The sequence below is a fragment of the Psychrobacter sp. T6-4 genome, assembly GCF_052258425.1.
Taxonomy (GTDB): Bacteria; Pseudomonadota; Gammaproteobacteria; order Pseudomonadales; family Moraxellaceae; genus Psychrobacter.
Window position 1 is genome coordinate 220,470 of record NZ_JBQQEZ010000003.1, and the last position, 22,247, is coordinate 242,716.

The following is a 22,247-nucleotide window of genomic DNA, read 5'->3' on the forward strand; positions in this document are numbered from 1 at the left end:
CTAAATTTATCCAATAACGAGTCCTATTATGAGTCTATCGCCCTTGCAACGCTATGAGCAAGCCATCGCTACTGATGAGTTTACCCGAGATGAGCAGCAGCTTGAGGCTATGAGTTACTTGGATAACTTGTATCATCAGCTCAATACAGGCTCTGAGCAAAAAAAGAGCTTTTTTAGCTTTTTAAAGTCCAAACCCGAAGCGCCCAAAGGTTTGTACATGTGGGGCGGGGTGGGACGTGGCAAGACTTGGATGATGGATATGTTCTATGACTCGCTGACTATTGAGCGCAAGATGCGTCAGCATTTTCATCATTTTATGCAGCGCGTCCACCGTGAGCTAAACGCTTTGCAGGGACAATCTGACCCGCTTGAAAAAGTCGCCGACATCATTTATAACGAAGCCGTTGTTATCTGCTTTGATGAGTTTTTTGTCTCTAACGTCTCAGACGCCATGATATTAGGCGATCTGTTCACTATGCTGTTTAATCGCGGCGTAACGCTGGTGGCCACATCGAACATTGAACCCTCAGGTCTGTATAAAGATGGCTTGCACCGTGATCGCTTTATGCCTGCTATCGCTGAGGTTGAGCGCCATACGACGGTCATGAATATTGACGCAGGCGTTGATTATCGTCTGCGCGTATTACAGCAGGCTGAGCTGTATAAATCGCCGATGACGAAGAAAAACCACAATTGGCTCGCTAACCGCTTTGCTAGTCTCTCAAGCAACCAAAAAATTAGCAACGAGCCTATCATTATCAATGGTCGCGAGATTGCCATAAATGCGCGCACGGAAGACATTTTATTCTGCGACTTTCGCCAACTGTGTATGCAGCCGCGCTCTGCCAACGACTTTATCGAAATCGCTAAGCAATTTAACACCGTGCTCATCAATGCGGTACCTGCCTTAGATGATGATTTGCGTGACCCCACGCGCCGATTTATTTACTTAGTGGACGAGTTTTATGATCGCCGCGTCAAGCTTTTGGTACGCGCGCAGCAGTCTATCCTCGAGTTATATCAAGGCGAAAAACTTGCCTTTGAGATTGAGCGTACGCGTTCACGTCTGCTTGAGATGCAATCAGAAGACTATTTAAAAATGGCGCACCGCGTTGAAACCGCTACCTAATGCTCTAGAACAGACAATAAAAAAGGATAACCCATGAGCGTTGACGATAAAAACGACAACAAGATAAGTGCTGTAGATATCTCGCAAGACTCTGAGATTCAAGCGAGTGATGAGCAACTAATAGCTTGGATTAACTCTAGGCGTAGTATCGGTAATTTAGAGATGCCAGCACCATCAACTGAGCAAATAAAAGCGGCTATTGAATGTGCAGCCACTGCTCCTGATCATAAAAAACTGCGTCCTTGGCGCTTTATTGTGACGCAAGGCGAGGCCCGCCGCGACTTAGGTCAAGCGCTCGTCACTGCCGCCAAAGCAAAAGCTCAGCAAGAAGGCGAGACATTGTCTGAAAAGACTATTCACAAAACTGCCAACCTACCTTTGCGTGCGCCCGTTATCATTACAGTAGTCACGCACATGCAAGCACACAAAAAAGTGCCGCCTTTTGAGCAGATGCTTAGTGCAGGCGCTGCCGTACAAAATCTGATATTGGCGTTAAAGGCACAAGGCTATAGCACCGTATGGCGCACAGGTCTGCTCTGCAATGAGCCTGCGGTAAAAGCGTACTTCGATGTTAGCGCAGATGATTATGTGACCGCTTTTGTTTATACTGGCAGCAGTCCCACTCAAAAGCCTGTGCGTAAACCTATAGATATCGAGCCTTTAACACGTTTTGAACACTGATATTCGCTATTGAATGTTAAAAATAATATTTATAATAAACGGCACTAACGCGCGTTACCATCTTATTTGCGCAATACGGATTACTAATTATGACAAACGCTACTGACCCAAAAGACAATAAAAATAATGGTAATAAAGACAATAAGAGCAGCGGCGATAAACAAAGTGGCCTGCTTGCTAGTATTATTGAGCGCGCGACCAAGTCAGGTTTGGGACGCAAAAAACTCAATCCAAGTGCGGTGGAGTCTGCTGTCGCCGAAAACATGGACAAGATCCACAAAAACCCAACCAAGCTGCGCTTAGCATTTTTGGGCGGCGGTAGTTTTGGTACGGCAATGGCTAATCTGGCGGCGCGTAACGGCTGCGATACGACGCTTTGGGTCCGTAATAAGCGCACGGTCAAATCTATGGCTAAATTGCAGATGAATAAACAATATCTGCCAGGCTATAAGCTCGATGATCGCCTCAAATATAGCCACGACTTAGAAGCCTCTGTAAAAGACAAAGACATTATATTTTTAGCGGTGCCCAGCTCAGCCTTTCGTGAGACGCTACAAAGCATCGCGCCCTTTATCACAGGGCAGTCGATAGTCTCATTGACCAAAGGCATGGAGAAAGATACTTTTGCCATGATGAGCGATATCATCAAAGATGTGCTACCTGAGGTAAATTTTGGCGTGATGTCTGGGCCAAATCTAGCCGTTGAGATTATGAAAAACATGCCCTCAGCGACCGTCATCGCCAGTAGCTCTGAGCCACTGCGTCATGCGGTGCAAGCGGCTCTGCACAGTGCGTTTTTTCGCGTCTTTGCTAGTGATGACGTGCACGGAGTTGAGCTTGGCGGCGCTCTCAAAAACATCTATGCCATCGCTATGGGCATGGCTGTTGCCTATGAGGTTGGCGAGAACACCAAAGCTATGCTGCTTACCCGAGCTTTAGCGGAGATGAGCCGTTTCGGTGTTGAGACAGGCGCTAATCCTTTGACGTTTTTAGGCTTATCTGGCGTGGGCGACTTATACGCCACTTGCGGCTCAGAGCTTAGTCGTAATTTTCGTATTGGTAACATGCTTGGGCGCGGCATGAGTATCGATGCTGCGGTCAAAAAGTTAGGGCAAACGGCTGAGGGCGTCAATACTATTCAGCAAGTACATGAAAAAGCGAGCAAAGAGGGTATTTATATGCCAATTACCCATGCGCTTTATGCCGTCATTTACGAAGATAAAGCAGCGCTTGGCGTTGCTCTGCATTTGATGGAAGCCGGCTTTCGCAGCGACGTTGAATTTGTAATGCCGCATGATCATAGCAATGCCTCACTAACCGCGCAGATGAAAAAATCAGCGGACGATCAAGCCGATACGTCTGCCCAAGACAAAGATTAGGGGCTGTTAGTTTTATTCATAAGTACGGCTAATGGCTACCATTGCAACTCATAAGATACAAGGCTAAATACACAAGGACAGTGATGAAAATTATATTAATGCGTCATGGTCAAGCAGAAGATATTAGTCGTCCAGATAGCGCGCGGCAACTGACTGAATTTGGTCACAGCCAAGCGGTGCAAACGGCTGAGTATATTATCAATAACTTTAACCCAGATCACTTTGTAGTCAGTCCTTACGATAGAGCGCAGCAAACACTCGCTGAACTACAAGCGCTTGCGCCTAATGTGCCTGTGACCGTGCAAGATAATATTACACCATCAGACAATGCTAATAATGCGTTAATTACGCTTGCCACTATAGAGTCTGAGTGCATGGTGGTTGTCTGTCATATGTCTATTATCGCCAATATAGCAGGCCTATTGACCAACGACTATCCAGAGGGCTTTTCTTTAGCAGAGGCGCGAGTGTTTGAGATGGACTTTGTTATGTCTGGTATGGCAACTGAGAGCGATCGTTTTGTTCCTATGCAGCCTTAGTCATAACCCTAGCCCTATACAGTCTCATTCGCTATTTAGATTTTAGATGTTGATACCCTTTATAAGTAAGGACACGTTTAGTGTTACATGTCTGGTTACGCGCACAATACAGTCCTTTAGCCGTCTGGCATGGGGACACAAAACAGTGGCACGCTGTCGATAGCTGGCAGCAGCTGTCCAATATCTATGGCAGCAAATCTAGCAATAAAACCTTATGTTTGTACTTCCCCTCAAGCTATATACTGCAAGTTAATACCGAACTTAGTAGCGCGCAGCTCAAGCAATTGGGCGTGGTAGGCAAGCAGTATTTGTTTGAAGAGACTTCTCTTACGCCTGTTGAGCAGTTGTCAGTGCGTCAAGTGAGTCAAGGTAGTCATCATCATCTGCACGCACTTGCCAAAAGCGATATTGAAGCGTGGCAACAAAGTGCAGCATTAGTGGGTATGCGTATTAATGCCTTACTCCCTGATTATTTATTGTTACCAGTGCTGGAGGAGGGTGCCGGTCAGCAGGTCACTTTATATCAAGATCGCTATACTATGCTTATGCGTCAATCGCTACGCCTGGGCATGGCAGTAAGTTATCTACCGCTTATGCTTGAGCATCTGCCGCATCTGAGTGAAGTAAGTATCGTACCTACAATCGATTCTACTCACACAGAGGCTGACGATGATGCTGTTCTAAATAACACTGAGTTAAGTGATGCTGTATTGAATGAGGGTATCAGTCTACAAAAAGAGTCCATTGATCCCAATGAGCAAACCGCCGCTTATATTGCTGAGCAGCAGATACTCTTGACTACCGCCCACCCGCTGATACCTGCTGATCATCCTGAGCGTCATGAGCTTAATTTTGCTATTCGGCTAAACGATGCCAAGCTTGCGCCTTACCTGCGCGTTGCTATGATGGTCGCCCTATCAGCACTGGTATTACAAATGGCAACGGATGGAGCGCAGTGGTATCGATACAATCAAGCGACAGCTGCTACCCAAACGGCAATAGCTGCGCAGTATCAGTCTTGGTTTGCAGATGAGCGCCTCAATTCGCGTACTCAGCTACGTACTCAGATGAGTCCAAAGCTACGTACTGATGCTCAAGGGCAAACGCCGCATATGGCAGCCTTATCTCGTATATCGCCGCTAATCAAACAGTCGTCACTACAAGCAAAAGCTTTGGTAATGGCACCATCGTCTTTGAGTTTCACTTTGATCGCGTCTGAGCGTAATAGCTTAGATCAGTTCACAAGCACCCTAATAGAGCAAGGACTGAGCGCATCTTTGGAGCGTGTCAATGCTAACGAACAAGGACAATTTAGCGGGCAGATTACTATTGACGTGATGGAGGCGGCACCATGAAGCTGATGCAAAGGCGCTCAAAGGATAAGCCGTTAGATCAAAGTACTGTAGATCAAAGCACTTTAGACTCTAATAGGTTAATTGATCGGGTGAGTCGATATCAAAATGGTATAGGTACGCGCTGGCAAGCTTTATCATCGAGAGATCAGCTTGCTTTGATGATTTTATCACTATTCTTGCTGCTATTTGTCGGCGGTTACGGCGGCTATACTTTGCATCAAATGGCCAAAGACAGCAAAGAGAACTATCAAGAACAGATCGCAGATTACTTTTGGCTGCGCGCACAAGCTGGTAATATAGACAGCAATGCTTTGATAAGTAATAGCGCACAAGGCGAAGCATTACCGCCTGCAAGCCGCGTTACTACGTTATTAAGCGGTGCAGGCATTAGAGACGCGCAAGTTGCTGCAGTAGGTGAGTCGGTACAGATAAGTTTTATGAATGCCAGTCAAGCGGTAGTTAGCGCCGCTCTTAGTCAACTGACGCAGCAAGGATGGCAGTTTACTCAGATGACTATGGAGCAAGACGAGACGAGCAAAGCGATCACGGTACAAGCGACTATGACTTTGTGAACGCTTTATAAGAGACAAGTATCTTATTCTCTTAATTGAGGGCGCTGCCTAAAGCTTTGTTTGTTCAATTGCCATCGATAGCCGCTGCTTGAAAAGCATATGAGTTGACGCAATACAGTAAGCAATCATCAGTATCAGTGACAGCGCTTGTCAATTATAGCGCTATGCTATATACCATTGGAGGTGCTTATTATGTCACGCAATGTAGATTCCAACTCAGAGGCGCAAACTCGTAGAACCAAGACCGCCGAGATTGAGGCGCTATCAGATCCAAGGCGTTTTGACGTACAAAAAGAGTACGGCGTGGCGCGTCAGAATGCGATGAGTAATAAAAAACAGCGCTCACTAATCGCTTACAATCATCTGACTTATTTGTTGTATGTCGTCAGCTACTTTACCGCAGGTCTGCTGTGGGTCGTACCCATTGTCATGAACTACTCAAAACGACAAGAAGCAGACGGCTCGTGGCTTGCTACCCACTTTGATTGGCAGATTAAGACCTTTTGGTACAGTATCGTCTGGTTTGTGATTGGCATTGTCATTGTACTCTTTGCGCTCAGTGGTTTTGGGGTCAGTATGATGCTAGAGGCCGGCGACAACTTAGCTATTGGTTCGATATTACTGACAGGTTTTGGTTTGATTATTATCATCGTAACCTTTATATGGCATCTGTACCGTATCGTACGTGGCTGGATAGCTTTAACAGATAATCGTCCTGTACCTTAATATATTACTTGTGCATGGGCTAAATTAGGCGAGCTATTAATCAAATCTTAGTCTTATTTCTGTTAAGCTGATATAATCGCAGCGCCTGATTTTACCCTTTATTCATCATTACTCTAAGCAAGGTCTATCGCCACTATGTCTTATACCTTACTTCGCCCCTTTTTGTTCAAAATGGATCCTGAGCACGCTCACGACATGACATTGTCCTTGTTGCACAAGGCACACAAGGCACGGGCTTTGGGCCTAGTGTACGGGCAGCCGATGCACCCGACAGAATGCATGGGTTTACAATTTCCAAATCCAGTGGGCTTAGCCGCAGGGTTAGATAAGAACGGCGATTATATTGATGCCTTAGCAGAGCTGGGTTTTGGTTTTATTGAAGTTGGTACCGTCACGCCTAAGCCGCAGATAGGTAATGAGAAGCCGCGACTGTTTCGAATCAGACAGGCGGATGCTATTATTAACCGCATGGGATTTAATAATCAAGGCGTTGATTATCTCATTGAGAACGTCAAAAACTGCAAATACAAAGGCAATATCGGTATTAATATTGGCAAAAATGCCAGTACCCCTGTCGAGCAAGCGGCTGATGATTATGTCTACTGCTTAGAGCGCGTCTATCCGCATGCCTCGTATATCACTGTTAATATCTCATCGCCCAATACCAAAAACTTACGTGATTTGCAAAGTGGTGAGGCGCTAACCGAGCTGCTAGCTACTATCAAAAACCGCCATCAGCAGTTGGCGACTGAATATGGATTCTATGTGCCGCTCGTGCTCAAAGTCGCGCCTGATTTAGAACCAGACCAAGTAGATTATATCTCCCAGCAGTTATTAGACTTTGAGATTGACGGTCTTATCGCAACCAATACTACTTTGAGCCGAATAGGCGTTGAGGATTTACTCGATGGCGATCAAGCAGGTGGTTTATCAGGTCGCCCTGTCAGCCATATTAGTACTCAAATATTGCAACAGTTTGCGGATCAATTAGGCGATAAAGTCGCTTTGATTGGAGTGGGCGGAATAGATAGTCCTGACAAAGCGGTCAAAAAGATAACAGCTGGTGCGGACTTAATACAGCTCTATACTGGCCTGATTTACCGAGGCCCTGGACTGGTACAATCAAGCATTCAGGCGATTGGCGGCTATTATGATGCGATGGAAAGTGACATCAACAGCTAAATGGTGCCGTCCTAAAAGTCGCCGTTTCAACATAGCTATCCTCAATAACAGGCGGTGATATGAGTGGCCTAGATATAATGATTGCCTTTGTCGTACTTATTGGCTTATGGCGCGGCTTTCAAGTGGGTTTGATCAAGACAGCAGTTGGTCTTGTCGGCTGGTTTATCGCTTTGATTACAGCGACGCGTTTGGCAAACTCTATAGCGCCGCAGTTATCTGGCATCGTTGAAAATCCAGTGCTGCAAATGGCATTAGCATTTTTGCTTGTGGTCTTAATAATATTAGCAGTTATGCATACGCTTGCTTTTGTCTTCTCAAGTGCTCTCAAAACGTTAAATTTAGGCGTCGTTGACAAGCTGGCAGGCGGCGTATTAGGCGCCGCCAAAAATATATTAGTGATCTTAGTGATACTGAGTATCAGTGCCCCTTTATTGGTACAATTACCGCAGTGGGAGACCTCAGTTATTGCCCCTGAGCTTATGCCTTATGCTCCTATGGGTAAGGAGCTTGCGTCAGATATGCTGGGCGTTGCGTGGAGTCAGATCAATCAGTCATAGTTTGGACTGTTGTATTAAGTTTTAAACTGCTGAATTAATGACTTTTATGCGCACTATATTTGCATTTAGACCTTTATAAAATTAATTTTGACAGTATTTAGTGCACATCATGTTTTTCACCCATTTATTTTATAAGTAAGATAAATAATCAGTAGCAAAAAACGTTTTTGATAAGTTTACTCATGTATGATCTAAAATAGGACATAACTATGTGTGGAGTCGTTGGGGTTGCAGCTCATGAACCCGTTAACCAAATTCTTTATGATGGTCTAACGATGTTACAGCATCGCGGGCAAGACGCAGCGGGTATCGTCACTTTGCAAGATGGCAGGCTCTATTTGCGTAAAGAAAATGGCATGGTACGTGACGTATTTATGAACCGCCATATGATTAAACTGGTTGGCAAATTCGGTATCGGTCACGTCCGTTACCCAACAGCGGGCACCTCGAGCAGTGCTGAAGCGCAGCCCTTTTATGTCAATTCTCCTTATGGTATTACGCTCGCTCACAACGGCAATCTGACCAATGCTGAGAGTCTGGCTAAGTCTTTGTACATAGAGGATCGTCGTCATCTCAATACCGATTCAGATTCTGAGGTTTTACTCAACGTGGTCGCGCACGAGATGCAAAATCTAGGTAAGACGCATCCGAGCGCTGATGATATATTTGAGGCGATAAAAGCGGTCTACGGCCGCGTTGAAGGCGCTTATGGCGTAGTCGCTTTGATCACAGGCCATGGCCTGATTGCATTTCGTGATCCCAACGGTATCCGTCCGCTCGTATTCGGTGAGCGTCTAGCAGCTAACGGCGGCACAGAATATATGGTTGCCTCAGAGTCAGTCGCCTTGACGGGTTCAGGGTTTAGCATTATTCGTGATGTAAAGCCTGGCGAGGCAATATTTATTGACTTAGATCATAACCTGCATACTCATCAGTGTGTCGAGCCAAAAGAGTACACGCCGTGTATTTTTGAATATGTATACTTTGCGCGTCCTGATTCAATTATGGATAATATCTCAGTGTACAAATCACGCCTGCGCATGGGCGAGAAGCTTGGGGACAAAATTCTTAAAGAGTGGGGCGAGGATCATGATATCGACGTGGTCATTCCTATTCCTGATACTTCGCGCACCTCAGCGATGGAGCTGGCGCTTAAGATGAATATCAAGTACCGTGAAGGCTTTATGAAAAACCGCTACATCGGTCGCACCTTTATTATGCCAGGTCAGCAGCAGCGCAAAAAATCAGTCCGCCAAAAACTAAGTGCCGTGCCGCTTGAGTTTAAAGGCAAAAACGTGTTGTTGGTTGATGATTCTATCGTACGCGGTACCACCTGTCATGAGATCATTCAGATGGCACGAGATGCTGGTGCGCGCAAAGTGTTTTTTGCTAGTGCCGCGCCGCCAGTTAAGTATCCTAACGTCTATGGCATCGATATGCCTGTGCGTAGCGAGCTGATCGCCTCAGGCCATAGCGTAGAAGAAGTACGCAAAATCATCGGCGCTGATCGCTTAATTTTTCAAGATTTAGATGACTTAATTGATGCAGTAAAAGATACCAAACATAGCAAGGTTGAAGGCTTTGATTGCGCAGTATTTAACGGCTTTTACATCACAGGTCAAATCAATGAAGCCTATCTTGATCACCTGCAAGAGCTGCGTAATGACACTGCTAAGATCGGCAAAAAAGGCGTGCAAATTGTCGCTGATACGCCAGTCGATATGATGGGTGTTGAAGAGTTATAATTCTAAGTTTGTAGTGCTAAAGAAAAAAGGCTGATCTCGATTGCGAGTTCAGCCTTTTTTTTGGCTAAAACTCATCCTAACATACGCGCAAATAGCCAAAGTAAGCCATTAATAGTCGCAATGCCAACGAGCATACTGACGAGTAGCTGACGACTAATGTGATAAATAAATAGCACGGCAGTTAGCGCACCGATCTGTGCCAGTAGCAAGTGCATCTCAGCACTATTTAGGCGCGTACCCAAAGATAGCTCTTGATAGGAGAGGCTGGTTAAGATAAGCAGTACCATCACGGACAACGGCAGGCTCTCATTAAGGCGATGTAGCCAAGGAGTGTCGAGTACCTTTTTGGGTATGAGGACAGGTAAGGCGCGAGTCACAAAAGTCACCGCCGCCATAGCAAGGGTCGCTAAAATGAGATAACTACTCGTCATGCGTCACCCCCTTTGCACGGCGCTGTAACCAAAATCCGCGCAGTAAAATCAGCAGCATACAAATGCTTATAGCGACGAGTAGTAGCCAATCTTGAGTAAACAACGAGGCTAAAACCAGCGCTATGGCGGCAATACCAATTGGAAAGTAGCGCTTAATAGTTTGAAATTGCTCATAAGCTAAAATAGCAAACAAGCATACCAGTGCAAAGTCCAAATGCGGCACCAGATCATTGAGCGCACTGCCTATCATAACGCCAATAGCAGATGCCAGTACCCACCAGCTTTGATTAAATAAGCTAATAGGCAGTATCAGAGCACGCCGCGTCTCATTAGGCAGACTCGTCATTACCGAAAAAGTCTCATCGGTGAGTGCAAACAGACAGTAGGTTTTGGCAAGCTTATGCGAGGGCATATAGTTGAGTAGTGGCATCGCATAAAAGACATGACGCAGATTGATCGCCGCGATGTTGGTGGCGATATTACCTATTGGCAGAGTGCCGCTCAGCATAGGTAAACAGGCATATTGCGCTGCTCCTGCGTAGAGCAAGAGGCTGAGCATAATTGTCGCCCACACAGGAATGCCTGCTACTTGCGCGAGTACCCCAAAGGCAATGCCCGCTGGCAAATAACCCATCGCTACAGGAATGCTTTTTTTAAAGCCTGTCGCCCAGTCGTAATGAGTGTGATGCGGCGGGTTTGCTTTATTTAAATCTAAATGTGTGCTCACAGAACATCCTAATTTGCTTTTTATGGTTTTTATCTAAAACGTGCGCTAACTCTCAGGTTGTCTTTTTTGATAACTACCTGTCATATATGTTTGATACAAAAACCCGCCTAGAATAATGACGCGCAGTAATAACAGCGCCCAGACGCTTAGCCAAATACCTGTCATATCCCACTGCTGATATAGCAGCCAACTGAGCGGAAAAAAAACAACGGCTAAAATAAGCGCTGCATTACGAATGACCTTACCCGCCGTCAAGCCAAAGAAAATACCATCGAGCCAGTACGCACCGACACCAACGAGCGGCAGGAGCACAGCATAGATGTGATAATCATAAGCAAGAGCGAACACTGCATCAATATTAGTCATAAACTCTAGATACGTGGGGATGATAAGCCACCATATTAAACTTAGCATTAAAGCTAGGCCATAACTGACCACACCTGTGCGCTTAACGATAGTGCGAAAGCGTCGCCAGTCGCGCCTGCCTGCGGCCTGACCGCTCAAGGTCTCAGCCGAGACCGCCACACCATCTAAGGCAAAAGCTGAGATGCTCAGTACTTGTAATAAAATAGCATTGGCAGCAAGTACCAAGTCACCACTTTGCGCCGATAAACGTGTCACCCAAGCAAAGCTTAGGGTCAAAATAAGGGTGCGAATAAAGATGTCTTTATTCAAAGAAAATAGCCTAAGCATTTTATATCTGGCGAAGTCTTGTGGATTTGCGCTAAATAATGCCGACCAAGGTAACTCTAAATGACGACGGCTTAACCACAGCGCTAGCACTACACCAAGCCAAAAAGCGATCGTCGTTCCCAGAGCCACACCGACCAAGCCCATATCTAAGGCAAAGACAAAAAACAGCGTCAATATAATATTAATTATGGCGATAAAGCCTTGCTGATAAAGCATATATCGCGTTTTACCTTGACCGGCAAACCAGCCAATAAAAGCAAAGTTCATAAGCTCAGCGATCACGCCCCAAAAGCGCACGTCAAGATAGGTTTTTGCAGCAATGCCACTATCAGGATTAGCCGATAGCGCTTGTAAACCGTAGTCAATAAGCCAAGGCTTTGCTACTAGTAACAGCGCGCCGATTCCAAAGGCCAGCAGCAAAGCTCGTTGCAAAATAGACAATAGCGGTGAGGGTTGATGAGTTCCTGATTGATTCTTTATTAACTGGTTATGAGCCAGCTGACCAACGGCTTGTGCGGACAGACCTGAGGAGGCGTATTGTAAAAAGTTAAAGCTTACCAGTAGCAAGGATAATAGCTGTATCGCCAAACCCATTCCCGCTAATTTGGCGGTATCATTCATGTTGCCAACGATAGCGGTATCAATCACGCTTTGTAGCGGCATCGCTAAATTAGCTAATAATACAGGCAAGGCTATCGCAATGATATGCGCATAGCGGGTATCAATAGGCGGGTTTGCCGGCGTGTGATTGGAAGAGGGCATCGACATAGGAGGTCACTTATACTTAGCGTATACGTAATGCTTATAATTGAGCTGAAACTGACAAGCTAGCACATTCATTCACTAAAGCACTTAAAAATAAAAGCACCCAACACTCATGATGATGAGTTAGGTGCTTTTATCTAACGTTTTGGCGAAGCCTTAATTTAAGTCTATTTTTGATTCTAATGACTTAAATTGAGGCTTAGTCTACCTTTAATCCTGTTCGAACATTTTAGGATCATTAAAGGTAACAATCTCTTCTTCAAACTCAGGTTTTACTTTGACCACAAAATCATCGCGCGATAGACCCATACGTAGCGGGATAGAGCTTGCGATATAAGTAGAGGAGTAGGTACCTGCCAGCAGACCGATAAACAATGCTACCGAGAACCAATAGAGGCCATCACCGCCCAAGAACATCATGGCTAGCACGACCAAAAGCACCGTTGAGATGGTCATAATAGTACGGCGTAGCGTCTCTGTGAGCGATAAGTCAACCGTCTGGCTTGGCGTGATACCACGTACGCGGCGAAAGTTCTCACGGATACGGTCATAAACGACGATCGTATCGTTGAGTGAATAACCAATTAATGCCAAAATTGCCGCCAGCACAGTCAAATCAAAGGGCAGACCAAATAGCGCAAAGACACCGATAGTCACCACCGCATCATGAAATAGTGAGAGCACCGCACCAAGAGAGAGCTTAAACTGAAAGCGCAAGGCAACGTAACCAAGCATACATAGTAGGGCTAACGCCAAAGCCATAACTGAGTTTAAATAAACCTCGTTACCGACCTGACTACCAATGATGTTGACGTTACTAATCTCAGCCGTGTTACTTGGCAAGGCTAGAGCTTGAGTAAGGCTAGTGCTCAGTCCATCGATATTATCAGACTGAGGGGGCAGGCGTACGAGTAGCTCCTCACGCGTGCCTAAATACTGCACTACCGCATCATCAAAGCCATTACTAGCTAGTGCCTGTACCACATCGATCTGTTCAACAGGCTGCTCATAGCGCACATCAGCGGATACGCCGCCGGTGAAATCAAGCCCTAAGTTTAGACCATTAACGGCGATGGCTATAATACTGGCAATCACCATAAATAAAGACAATAGTGCCATCGGCTTTTCTATCTTCATAAAGGGGATAATACGCTGATTACCAACGGCTTTGATACCGCCTTCAGCCTGTGCTGCAGCATCTTCAGCGGCGCTATCATGAGCACTTATCGGCTCGTCTTTGACAAGGTCAGGCGTTTGCGCGGCTAATGCAGAACCTACGCGGCGTGACTGTTTTTTGGAGTTGCCTTTATCGAGCTTATCAGTAGTGTCGCTGTCATTAATACGACTGCTTTTTTGGGTATTGCTGCCTTTACCATCACGGCGCGGCTTATTGCGGTTGCGGCGGCGTTTATTCGGATCATTGCTAGAGCCACTGCCTGAACTACCAGAGGTTGGCGTGTTATTGTTCTCTGGGTTATTGTTATCATTAATCGCCATAGTATTCTCCTAACCGATGCTCAGACGTTTGATTGATTTGCGCTTGCCATAAGCAATTTGAACCAGCGCGCGCGTGACCAAAATCGCCGTAAATAACGAGCTGACGATACCGATAGCTAAAGTGATGGCAAAGCCTTTGATAGGGCCTGTACCGATGGCGAATAGAATAAAAGCAACCAGTAGGGTTGTGATATTGGCATCAAAAATACTACTAAAGGCGCGATCAAAACCTGCCACGATAGCAGATTTTGGCCGCACCCCATTTGCCAGTTCCTCGCGTATGCGCTCAAAGATCAGCACGTTGGCATCGACCGCCATACCTATAGTCAAGACGATACCGGCAATACCAGGCAGAGTCAGCGACGAGCCTAATATCGACATAATAGCGATAATAATAATAACGTTAATCGCCAGCGCCACATTAGCAATGACCCCAAATAGACGATAAAAGATAATCATAAAGGCGAAGACTAGCAGATAACCCACTTGCGTTGAAAACAGACCCTTTTCGATGTTTTCTTGTCCTAGTGACGGACCAATGGTGCGCTCTTCGACGAAATACATCGGTGCGGCAAGGGCACCTGAGCGTAGTAATAGGGCTAATTCAGCGGCTTCAGCACTGCTATCGAGTCCAGTAATACGAAAGGATGAACCCAAAACGGCCTGAATGTTAGCACGGTTGATGACTTTGGTCTCGGCATACGGCGTACGTATCTCTACCATCTCGCCAGTCGCTGCATCTTCTTCATAAGTGATTCTTTGCTTATTTTCAATAAACAAAACCGCCATCTGATTACCAACAGCGGTGCGCGTGGCGTTTTGCATGAGCCTACCGCCAGCGCTGTCCAAAGTAATACTGACCTCAGGCATACCGCTCTCGTCCACACCTGTTTGCGCGTTGGTGACCTTGTCCCCTGTGACAATCGCTTGACGCTCTAATAACACAGGCGGACCATCTAAGCTCTCAAACGGGAAGGCTTCGGTACCCGCAGGCGGAATACCGCCCGTATAAGTCTCACTACCTTCAGCAACCAGGCGAAACTCAAGATTGGCCGTACGACCAAGTACACGCTTAGCTTCGGCGGTATCTTGTACCCCTGGTAACTCAACAACGATACGGCTAGCGCCTTGCGATTGAACCAAAGCCTCAGTCACGCCAAGCTCTGCGATACGATTACGCAGAGTCGTCAAGTTTTGATTGACCGCGTAACTATTGATCTCATCGATAGTAGCATCGTTGTATGACATGACTAAGGCAGGGCCTTGCTCATCGATAGACGATTGCAGATTAAAAGTGTTACCCATCGAGCCTTGCAAGATGTTTTGCGCGCGATTACGGCTATCGGTATCAGCAAAGTGCAATACGATATTAAGACCATCCGTTTTAATACCTGTGACCGCCACGCGCTCAGCACGCAATTCACGGCGCATATCACGGCTAGCACTAGTTAAGCGCTGCTCTAATGCCTTATCCATATCGACTTCGAGTACAAAGCGCACCCCGCCGCGCAAATCTAGCCCAAGCTTCATGGGCTTTGCCCCGATATCACGCAGCCACTGCGGCGTCGTTTGCGCTAAGTTTAGGGCTACGACATAATCCTCACTCAAGTTCTGCTTAAGCACCTCTTGCGCTTTGAGCTGCGTGGTTGGATTATCGAGACGTATAAGCGCACTGTTACCTTCAAACGTACCATTATGGTAGTCGATACCAGCTGACTCAAGCAGACTCTCAGACTCTGTCAAGATACCCTCAGACAGCTGAGTACCTGCAGCCGCACTAGTTATCTGTACGGCAGGTTCATCAGGATAAAGGTTTGGGGCTGCATATAGACCGGCTATGATAAGCACGACGGTAATGATCAGGTATTTCCAAGCGGGATATTGCATAATCACTTCTTAAAGTTGATAACATAATGGGTTAGACAACTTGTGTGCCTATTGTGAGCTCAAGCGCACAAAAGTGACCGTTGAAGCGGTCACTTCTATGTAATAGTGCACATTTAATAACTAAAGGTTATACGCTCTCAATAGTGCCAGCAGGCAAGACTGAAATAACAGAAGCGCGCTGCACTTTGACATCAGTGTTGTTGTTTAAGCTTACAACAGCATAGTCACCTTCTAAGTGCTTGATACGGCCCATCAAACCACCAGCAAAGATAATCTCACTACCAACGGTCAAAGCACTAACCATCGCGCGATGCTCTTTGGTACGCTTTGACTGCGGGCGAATAACTAAGAAGTAAAAAATAGCAAAGAACGCAACGGGCAGTAGGATCTGACCAAATAGTGAAGCACCACCAGCGGCGCCAGCTTCAGCGGCATGAGCAGATTGGATAAAAAAGTTCATAATTTCTCTCAGTGATTAACTAACGATAAAGATTTGAGCACAATAATAAAATTAAACGCATAGTAACAAAAAATCTTTGACTTGGTAACTGTTTATCATAGGCTTGGCATTATTTCACCTAAGCAAGTGCGTATTTTAACTACTATCGATGTTATCGTTCATTGACTGTACAAGGTATAAATCTGCTTGGTGCAAAAAACACCTATTATATAAAGTCAAAATAACAGTGATATCCGTCCAAAGTTAATTAAGATGAAACACTAAAATACAGTGGCACACATAGTAGTATTGAAATCATTAGGCTTGTCGTTATAAGACTTTGGTAAGCCCAAAATCTTTTAAAAGTGCTAGCGCTAACTATTGAATTTATATGCGGCAGGTACCATCAAAAACAAGTGCCTGTTATTGTGAAAAGCCACTAACGGTGCTACTATCATTATCGTTTAGCATAACTCATTATGCTCCTTTTTCTCATTTGTTTAGGTTACCTAACTTGTCCACCATATCTATGTTTGTCTCTACGATCAGTCATCCGCAAGCGCGCGAGAATGACGTCCCCGAAGAACCTGAGCCGATAAACAGGCTCATCTTTTCTAGCAGCAAACGAGCAGTGATGCTGGCTGTAGCCTTGCTCGCGCTAGCTCCGCAGTCCGTGCTAGCGGCGGCGGCAACGACAGCATCTGCGGCTACAGCAGCGCCGACAGCGACGAGTATTGCTTTACTCATACTCTTTGTGGCTATTGCTATTGGTATCTCGTTTTTGTGCTCGCTTGCAGAGTCCGTTCTTTTGAGTATGACGCCGTCTTTTATTGCAGATGTGCAAGAGCGTAATCCCAAAAAAGCAGCCATGCTCAAGCGTCTTAAAGTCGATAATATCGATCAGTCGCTTGCCGCTATTTTGACCTTGAACACGGTTGCGCATACTTTAGGCTCCATCGGTGCGGGTGCGCAGGCAACGATTGTATTTGGTAGCACTTGGTTCGGTCTGTTTTCAGGGGTGATGACTCTAGCGATTTTGTTCTTATCAGAGATTATCCCAAAGACTCTTGGTACTGTGTACTGGCGTCAACTGAGCGGCATAGTGGCTCTGTTTGTACGCGGTATTATTGTGCTTTTATATCCGCTGATATGGATATCAGAAAAATTGACCAAGTTGCTGGTTCGCGGTAAAGAAGCCAACGTCTTTAGCCGCCGAGAGTTTGCGGCACTAGCCAGTATCGGCGAAGAGTCAGGGCAGATTGATCCACTTGAATCACGAATCATTCGCAACTTATTAGCCTTTGGTGCGATTAAAGTCGAAGACATTATGACGCCGCGTTCAGTGATGCTCGCCTTTGAGCAAAAAAAGACCGTTGCTGAGCTTTTGGTCGATAGACCCAAATTGACCTTTTCACGTCTGCCTATTTATGATGAAGATTTGGATAATATTACAGGTTTTGTGCTAAAGACAGATATGCTACTTGCCAAAGTCAATCATGCGATGCACAAGCCCTTAACACAGTTTAAACGTGATATCACTTTTGTCTTCTCAAAGATGAAACTGTTTGATCTATTAGAGCTTATGCTCAAAAACCGTATTCATATTGCGGTCACTGTTGGTGAGTATGGCGAGGTCAAAGGCCTTGTCACCTTAGAGGATGTTTTTGAAACTCTGCTTGGACTTGAGATTGTCGATGAGATCGATCGCGTCGAAGATATGCAAGCCTTGGCAAGACAGATGATGGATCGCCGAGTTGAGCGTTTGGGTATGAAGATCAGTGATGATGAGCAAGATGATGACAGCAGTGGTATTGGTGAGACTAGAGCTTAATCGCTCACTGCCTAATCACTGACTTAGCTTTAAGTAACAGATAATACTGCGAAGAAGCACACAGCTTGTTACATGACTGTGAGAATTGAGTGCTAGGCTAAAGCTATTAATCAAAAGAATATAAAACACTAAGGATGACCATGAAAAGATTCTGGGATAAAAGCTTGCTTGCTTTATTAATTAAAAGCTCAAGCGTGGCAGCAGCCGCCGTGCTAGCAAGTACAGTAAGCATCAGTGCGCAGGCCGCTACTATGACCGAGGCCTTGGTACAGAACTATGCTTCATCAATGAAGGCTTCGGCAAATAATAAAAACATCAGCCAAGTATCGCGTTTGGTTGCTGATGATGCGCTTATCTCTTTATCTAGAAAAGGTAAAACTACCAGCTTAGATAAAGATGCCTATCTAAAGCTTCTGCAAAATAGCTGGAATCAGACCTCAAACTACCGTTATGACATTACTATCGATAATATCGTGACGACCGGTGAGCAGGCTCGCGCGAATGTGACGACGACTGAGAGCTGGGTTAAGGATGGCAAAGACGTTTCATTTGTGACCAATTCACGAGTGACTTTGACCTTGTCAACGGGTAATGCCTTGTTGTTACGTGCAGTATCGCAAGTGACTATTAATTAAAGCGATTATTAATTAAAGTGATTATTAATTATAGTGATTATTCTTTAAAGTGTAGTTAAATCCTAAATGAATGTTTATGTAGCACATGTTATCAAGTGCTCAAATACGCCATTGACTCAAGTCAGTGGTTTTTTTATAAAATATTAGCTATTAGTCAAATTTGCGCTATTCTCGTTGAACATGATATAAAGTCATGACTTCGTCAAACCTATTTTATATCTGGGTACTGATTACAAGGCACTACTCAATATTTAAGTGGTATTAAAAATCTAAGCACTATCTTTACTCTGCTACTGGTTTTTAGTCTATATTGCATACTATACTGTCATTCTCCTTTATTTTTCTCATATCGTTAGGAAGCACCCCTCATCATGTCTACTGTGTCCTCAAAATCTCGCTCATTTATCGCTCTACCTTTGGCGCTTGCGGTATCGACTCTGCTTATTAGCGCTTGTAGTAACACATCAACGGTAAAAAATACGGGAGCAACTACGAAACCTGTTATCAATAAACAACCCGCTACGCAGCCTACGGTGAATACAGCGCCAAGTAGCACTGATTATTCGACCGCATATTTAGATGCTGAGAGTTTAGATGAGCTAGCGGACTTGTTAGAAGCCACTGATATGACGATGGTTGAGGGCAATAAACTGGTGATTCAGCAATATGGTGATTTGTGGAATCGTCTGCGCGCAGGCTACCGCATGAATATGGGTCAGCCGATCTACAATCAGCGTATTGAGGCGCAAAAGGGCTGGTTCACCAGTCGCCAAGACTATCTTAATCGTTTGACTGCGCGCTCAAGCCGCTACCTGTATCATACTGTACGAGAAGCTGAGCGCCGCAATATTCCAACCGAGCTTGCCCTATTGCCTATCATTGAGAGCTCCTATGATCCAGGCGCGACCAGTAGCGCTGCCGCCGCTGGCATGTGGCAGTTTATTCCAAGTACAGGTCGTATCTACGGTCTTAACCAAAGCAGCACCTATGACGGGCGCCGCGATGTCATTGAATCGACGCGCGCCGCTTACGACTTTTTGACCGCACTATACAATCAGTTCGGCAGCTGGGAGCTAGCACTGGCCTCTTATAACGCAGGTCCAGGCCGTATTCAAAAAGCTATCGATGCCAATGCGGCTCAAGGCTTGCCAACGGACTACTGGTCGCTCAGACTACCGACAGAGACCATGAACTATGTACCGCGTTTCTTAGCCGTTGCTGAGATCGTCTCAAAGCCTGAGCAGTATGGCGTGTACTTGCCAGCTATCGCTAACCGTCAGCATTTTCGCAGCGTTCCTGTCAATTATGGGGTAAGCCTAGCAGAAGTCGCGCAAGTGACAGGCGTGAGCTATGATGAGCTTGAGCGCCTCAATACTGCGCTTATCTCAGGTCGAATTGATCAATCAGGCCCGCAGCGCGTAGTCATTCCAAACGATGTCGATAGCAATATCGATGCTAAACTTAGTACCCTAAGAGGTAATGGTAGCAGCAATGTGATCGCTGCAACGACGCCTGCGACGCCAAGCTATAATAATCAGCCCTATACTAGCTCGTCTTTGCCATCTACTGGCAGCGGTTTGGCTGACTATGCTGCAAGTGCTACGGTGCCGCAGCAGACGACCAGTTATATCTCGCCATCGGTTACGCCTACTAGTAGCTCTGTATATAGCAATAACACCTCGCTACGTACTGAGCCTGCGATTACCAGCAATGAGACCAAAAAAATCAATGCTGAACTACAAAGCAGTAATAGCTTGCCGACTACATCAGCGTCAATTACCAGTAACAATACGATCGTCCAAGAGCCGCCACTGACTAAAGAAGAGCGCGACTTTATTGCCAGCCAAATTCAAAGACAGACTAATGAAGTCAGCCAAGCGATCAGTCCGGTCGATGGCAACATCAAGTTGTCCGCGATACAGACGCAGCAGTCTATATTAGAGGCGAGCGGTAAAGAGAAGAAAATCACCTTTTCATCAGGCGCAAGTACTAAACCTAGCAAAGCAAAACCGCAGGGTACACGCAGCACCTATACTGTCAAACGCGGCGATACGCTCTCTAACATCGCCAGCCGCGCTGGGCTAAACTGGCGTGATATTGCACAATGGAACCAGATTGACCCAAGTGCTAATCTATTATCGGGTAGCACCTTGTACCTTTATAACGCCAAAACTATCGCGCCTATTAGCAGTAGCAGTGAGACTGCCAGCCAGCCTGAGAGTTACGTGGTACAAAGCGGCGATACGCTCATAGGTACCGCCAACCGTTTTGATATGTCAGTGACCCAGCTAGCCACTTACAATAATCTAAGCAGCCGCGCTGATCTACTCATAGGGCAAAAGCTCTGGCTTGTCCCGGGCAAAGTAAAAGCGCCTGAGAGTACACCTGCTGCGCCATCGACTAGATCTAGTGGCTCATCGAGCAGCTCATCGAAAATACCGACCAAGAGCTATACAGTCAAATCGGGCGATGGCCTTATTGCCTTAGCGCGTCAGTTTAATATTCCAACGTCAACACTGGCTAACCTAAACGGACTGAGCACTACAGACTCTCTATATGTCGGTCAAAGACTAGTCGTTCCAGCGAGCGCCAATGTGAGCACAAATCGCAGCAACGACACCACTAGTAATAGCTCAGTGTCTACAACGAACTATACGGTAAAGTCAGGTGAGACCTTGATCGGTATTGCTAATAGCTTGGATGTGAGTGCTAGCGAAATTGCAGCTGTTAATAGTAGTTTTGATGCGCGTGCACGCTTGCAACGTGGTCAGACGATTAAAGTACCGGTGTCAAAGGACACAGTCGAGCGTCAGCTAAATGACAAACCTGTAAGCTACAAGGTTCAATCTGGCGACACGCTAACAGGCGTCGCTAATCGTTATAATATCGGCTTAAGTGAATTGGCTGCTGCCAATAACTTGACCACAAGATCCAATCTCATCAGAGGACGTACGATTACGATTCCCGCCAAAGGTAGCGCTCCAAGCAGTGCTAGTAGCAGTAATAGCACTAGCAGCACCGCAACGAGCAGTAGTGGTAAGAAGCTTAACAATACTGAGAATTACAAAGTACAATCAGGCGATGGCTTGATTGCATTGGCACGCCGCTTTGGCGTATCAGTTGAGGACTTAGCGGCGACTAATAATATCGCTAGTAATGCTCAGTTGCAGCGCGGACAGACAATTAAAGTACCCAAAGTGACTGTCAGCTATACTGTAGGTTCAGGCGATAGCTTGATTGGACTTGCACGCAAGTACGGCGTATCGACACAAGAGCTTGCAGATATGAATGATATCGCAGCAGACACCATGCTACAACGCGGACAGCGCTTAACAGTGCCTAATCGTTGATCTTGATCATTAAATACAAATATCGTTAAGCACAAAAAAGCGGCTCTTATTGAACTGCCCCCCGAAACTTGGACGGTTTAAGTTTATAACAAGGACTGAGTTCTGTACTGTACAGGGCTTAGTCCTT

Annotated in this window: 19 protein-coding genes; 13 read left to right on the forward strand and 6 right to left on the reverse strand. The window is 45.8% G+C overall.

Annotation, left to right across the window (positions count from 1 at the left end; genetic code table 11):
- Positions 1–28 precede the first annotated feature (28 nt).
- The 10 genes from zapE to purF all read left to right on the forward strand — a co-directional run bounded on the left by zapE (position 29) and on the right by purF (position 9,865).
- The gene (gene zapE / locus ACTXGE_RS03715; RefSeq protein ID WP_435949069.1) at positions 29–1,129 is read left to right on the forward strand and encodes a cell division protein ZapE; all 1,101 of its coding nucleotides are present in this window, start codon (positions 29–31) and stop codon (positions 1,127–1,129) included.
- Between the two features lie 33 nt (positions 1,130–1,162).
- Complete coding sequence (locus ACTXGE_RS03720; protein WP_435949067.1) at positions 1,163–1,810, forward strand: nitroreductase family protein; 648 nt, start codon at positions 1,163–1,165, stop codon at positions 1,808–1,810.
- 89 nt (positions 1,811–1,899) lie between these two features.
- Positions 1,900–3,189 carry an NAD(P)H-dependent glycerol-3-phosphate dehydrogenase gene (locus ACTXGE_RS03725; RefSeq protein WP_435949066.1) on the forward strand — a complete coding sequence of 430 codons (1,290 nt, stop codon included), beginning with the start codon at positions 1,900–1,902 and terminating at the stop codon, positions 3,187–3,189.
- An 83-nt stretch (positions 3,190–3,272) separates the two neighbouring features.
- The gene (locus ACTXGE_RS03730; RefSeq protein WP_435949065.1) at positions 3,273–3,728 is read left to right on the forward strand and encodes a SixA phosphatase family protein; all 456 of its coding nucleotides are present in this window, start codon (positions 3,273–3,275) and stop codon (positions 3,726–3,728) included.
- A gap of 80 nt (positions 3,729–3,808) precedes the next feature.
- A complete protein-coding gene (gspL, locus tag ACTXGE_RS03735) occupies positions 3,809–5,083 on the forward strand; it encodes a type II secretion system protein GspL (protein WP_443541736.1) in 1,275 nt (424 codons plus the stop codon).
- Entirely contained in the window at positions 5,080–5,655 is a 576-nt protein-coding gene (gene gspM / locus ACTXGE_RS03740; protein WP_435949063.1) for a type II secretion system protein GspM, read from the forward strand. The genes gspL and gspM overlap by 4 nt, the downstream gene beginning before the upstream one ends.
- 192 nt (positions 5,656–5,847) lie before the next feature.
- Positions 5,848–6,381, forward strand: coding sequence for a DUF4870 family protein (locus tag ACTXGE_RS03745; RefSeq protein ID WP_317198972.1), 534 nt, complete (start codon positions 5,848–5,850; stop codon positions 6,379–6,381).
- A 135-nt stretch (positions 6,382–6,516) separates the two neighbouring features.
- Positions 6,517–7,563 carry a quinone-dependent dihydroorotate dehydrogenase gene (locus ACTXGE_RS03750; protein WP_435949060.1) on the forward strand — a complete coding sequence of 349 codons (1,047 nt, stop codon included), beginning with the start codon at positions 6,517–6,519 and terminating at the stop codon, positions 7,561–7,563.
- Between the two features lie 59 nt (positions 7,564–7,622).
- The gene (locus tag ACTXGE_RS03755; RefSeq protein WP_443541733.1) at positions 7,623–8,120 is read left to right on the forward strand and encodes a CvpA family protein; all 498 of its coding nucleotides are present in this window, start codon (positions 7,623–7,625) and stop codon (positions 8,118–8,120) included.
- Between the two features lie 209 nt (positions 8,121–8,329).
- Positions 8,330–9,865, forward strand: coding sequence for an amidophosphoribosyltransferase (gene purF, locus ACTXGE_RS03760; protein ID WP_443541731.1), 1,536 nt, complete (start codon positions 8,330–8,332; stop codon positions 9,863–9,865).
- Between the two features lie 71 nt (positions 9,866–9,936).
- Here purF and ACTXGE_RS03765 read toward each other — a convergent pair whose 3' ends face one another.
- The 6 genes from ACTXGE_RS03765 to yajC all read right to left on the reverse strand — a co-directional run bounded on the left by ACTXGE_RS03765 (position 9,937) and on the right by yajC (position 16,325).
- Positions 9,937–10,296, reverse strand: coding sequence for an AzlD domain-containing protein (locus tag ACTXGE_RS03765; RefSeq protein WP_435949058.1), 360 nt, complete (start codon positions 10,294–10,296; stop codon positions 9,937–9,939).
- On the reverse strand, positions 10,286–10,930 hold the full coding sequence (locus ACTXGE_RS03770) for an AzlC family ABC transporter permease (RefSeq protein WP_317199047.1): 645 nt from the start codon (positions 10,928–10,930) through the stop codon (positions 10,286–10,288). Before ACTXGE_RS03770 ends, ACTXGE_RS03765 begins: the two co-directional genes overlap by 11 nt.
- Before the next feature lie 138 nt (positions 10,931–11,068).
- Complete coding sequence (locus ACTXGE_RS03775; protein ID WP_443541937.1) at positions 11,069–12,478, reverse strand: MATE family efflux transporter; 1,410 nt, start codon at positions 12,476–12,478, stop codon at positions 11,069–11,071.
- A 213-nt stretch (positions 12,479–12,691) separates the two neighbouring features.
- Positions 12,692–13,972 carry a protein translocase subunit SecF gene (secF, locus tag ACTXGE_RS03780; RefSeq protein ID WP_443541936.1) on the reverse strand — a complete coding sequence of 427 codons (1,281 nt, stop codon included), beginning with the start codon at positions 13,970–13,972 and terminating at the stop codon, positions 12,692–12,694.
- A 15-nt stretch (positions 13,973–13,987) separates the two neighbouring features.
- On the reverse strand, positions 13,988–15,865 hold the full coding sequence (gene secD / locus ACTXGE_RS03785; RefSeq protein ID WP_317198965.1) for a protein translocase subunit SecD: 1,878 nt from the start codon (positions 15,863–15,865) through the stop codon (positions 13,988–13,990).
- Between the two features lie 127 nt (positions 15,866–15,992).
- Positions 15,993–16,325: a preprotein translocase subunit YajC gene (gene yajC / locus ACTXGE_RS03790; protein WP_317198964.1), complete on the reverse strand. Its 333-nt coding sequence runs from the start codon at positions 16,323–16,325 to the stop codon at positions 15,993–15,995.
- A gap of 613 nt (positions 16,326–16,938) precedes the next feature.
- Between yajC and ACTXGE_RS03795 the strand changes: the two genes are divergently transcribed.
- From ACTXGE_RS03795 to ACTXGE_RS03805, 3 genes are all read left to right on the forward strand, one after another.
- Positions 16,939–18,135 (forward strand): CNNM domain-containing protein, encoded by a 1,197-nt coding sequence (locus ACTXGE_RS03795; RefSeq protein WP_317199046.1) that lies wholly within the window; start codon positions 16,939–16,941, stop codon positions 18,133–18,135.
- A gap of 140 nt (positions 18,136–18,275) precedes the next feature.
- Positions 18,276–18,770 (forward strand): nuclear transport factor 2 family protein, encoded by a 495-nt coding sequence (locus ACTXGE_RS03800; RefSeq protein WP_443541729.1) that lies wholly within the window; start codon positions 18,276–18,278, stop codon positions 18,768–18,770.
- Positions 18,771–19,141: 371 nt separating this feature from the next.
- On the forward strand, positions 19,142–22,120 hold the full coding sequence (locus tag ACTXGE_RS03805) for a LysM peptidoglycan-binding domain-containing protein (RefSeq protein WP_443541727.1): 2,979 nt from the start codon (positions 19,142–19,144) through the stop codon (positions 22,118–22,120).
- The last annotated feature ends 127 nt before the right edge of the window (positions 22,121–22,247 follow it).

What these genes read in the sequence shown, in the direction of transcription:
- zapE (WP_435949069.1), top strand. Translation starts at nt 29, where the DNA reads ATGAGTCTATCGCCCTTGCAACGCTATGAGCAAGCCATCGCTACTGAT.
- ACTXGE_RS03720 (WP_435949067.1), top strand. Translation starts at nt 1,163, where the DNA reads ATGAGCGTTGACGATAAAAACGACAACAAGATAAGTGCTGTAGATATC.
- ACTXGE_RS03725 (WP_435949066.1), top strand. Translation starts at nt 1,900, where the DNA reads ATGACAAACGCTACTGACCCAAAAGACAATAAAAATAATGGTAATAAA.
- ACTXGE_RS03730 (WP_435949065.1), top strand. Translation starts at nt 3,273, where the DNA reads ATGAAAATTATATTAATGCGTCATGGTCAAGCAGAAGATATTAGTCGT.
- gspM (WP_435949063.1), top strand. Translation starts at nt 5,080, where the DNA reads ATGAAGCTGATGCAAAGGCGCTCAAAGGATAAGCCGTTAGATCAAAGT.
- ACTXGE_RS03745 (WP_317198972.1), top strand. Translation starts at nt 5,848, where the DNA reads ATGTCACGCAATGTAGATTCCAACTCAGAGGCGCAAACTCGTAGAACC.
- ACTXGE_RS03750 (WP_435949060.1), top strand. Translation starts at nt 6,517, where the DNA reads ATGTCTTATACCTTACTTCGCCCCTTTTTGTTCAAAATGGATCCTGAG.
- ACTXGE_RS03755 (WP_443541733.1), top strand. Translation starts at nt 7,623, where the DNA reads ATGAGTGGCCTAGATATAATGATTGCCTTTGTCGTACTTATTGGCTTA.
- purF (WP_443541731.1), top strand. Translation starts at nt 8,330, where the DNA reads ATGTGTGGAGTCGTTGGGGTTGCAGCTCATGAACCCGTTAACCAAATT.
- ACTXGE_RS03765 (WP_435949058.1), bottom strand. Translation starts at nt 10,296, where the DNA reads ATGACGAGTAGTTATCTCATTTTAGCGACCCTTGCTATGGCGGCGGTG.
- ACTXGE_RS03770 (WP_317199047.1), bottom strand. Translation starts at nt 10,930, where the DNA reads ATGGGTTATTTGCCAGCGGGCATTGCCTTTGGGGTACTCGCGCAAGTA.
- ACTXGE_RS03775 (WP_443541937.1), bottom strand. Translation starts at nt 12,478, where the DNA reads ATGCCCTCTTCCAATCACACGCCGGCAAACCCGCCTATTGATACCCGC.
- secD (WP_317198965.1), bottom strand. Translation starts at nt 15,865, where the DNA reads ATGCAATATCCCGCTTGGAAATACCTGATCATTACCGTCGTGCTTATC.
- yajC (WP_317198964.1), bottom strand. Translation starts at nt 16,325, where the DNA reads ATGAACTTTTTTATCCAATCTGCTCATGCCGCTGAAGCTGGCGCCGCT.
- ACTXGE_RS03795 (WP_317199046.1), top strand. Translation starts at nt 16,939, where the DNA reads ATGCTGGCTGTAGCCTTGCTCGCGCTAGCTCCGCAGTCCGTGCTAGCG.
- ACTXGE_RS03800 (WP_443541729.1), top strand. Translation starts at nt 18,276, where the DNA reads ATGAAAAGATTCTGGGATAAAAGCTTGCTTGCTTTATTAATTAAAAGC.
- ACTXGE_RS03805 (WP_443541727.1), top strand. Translation starts at nt 19,142, where the DNA reads ATGTCTACTGTGTCCTCAAAATCTCGCTCATTTATCGCTCTACCTTTG.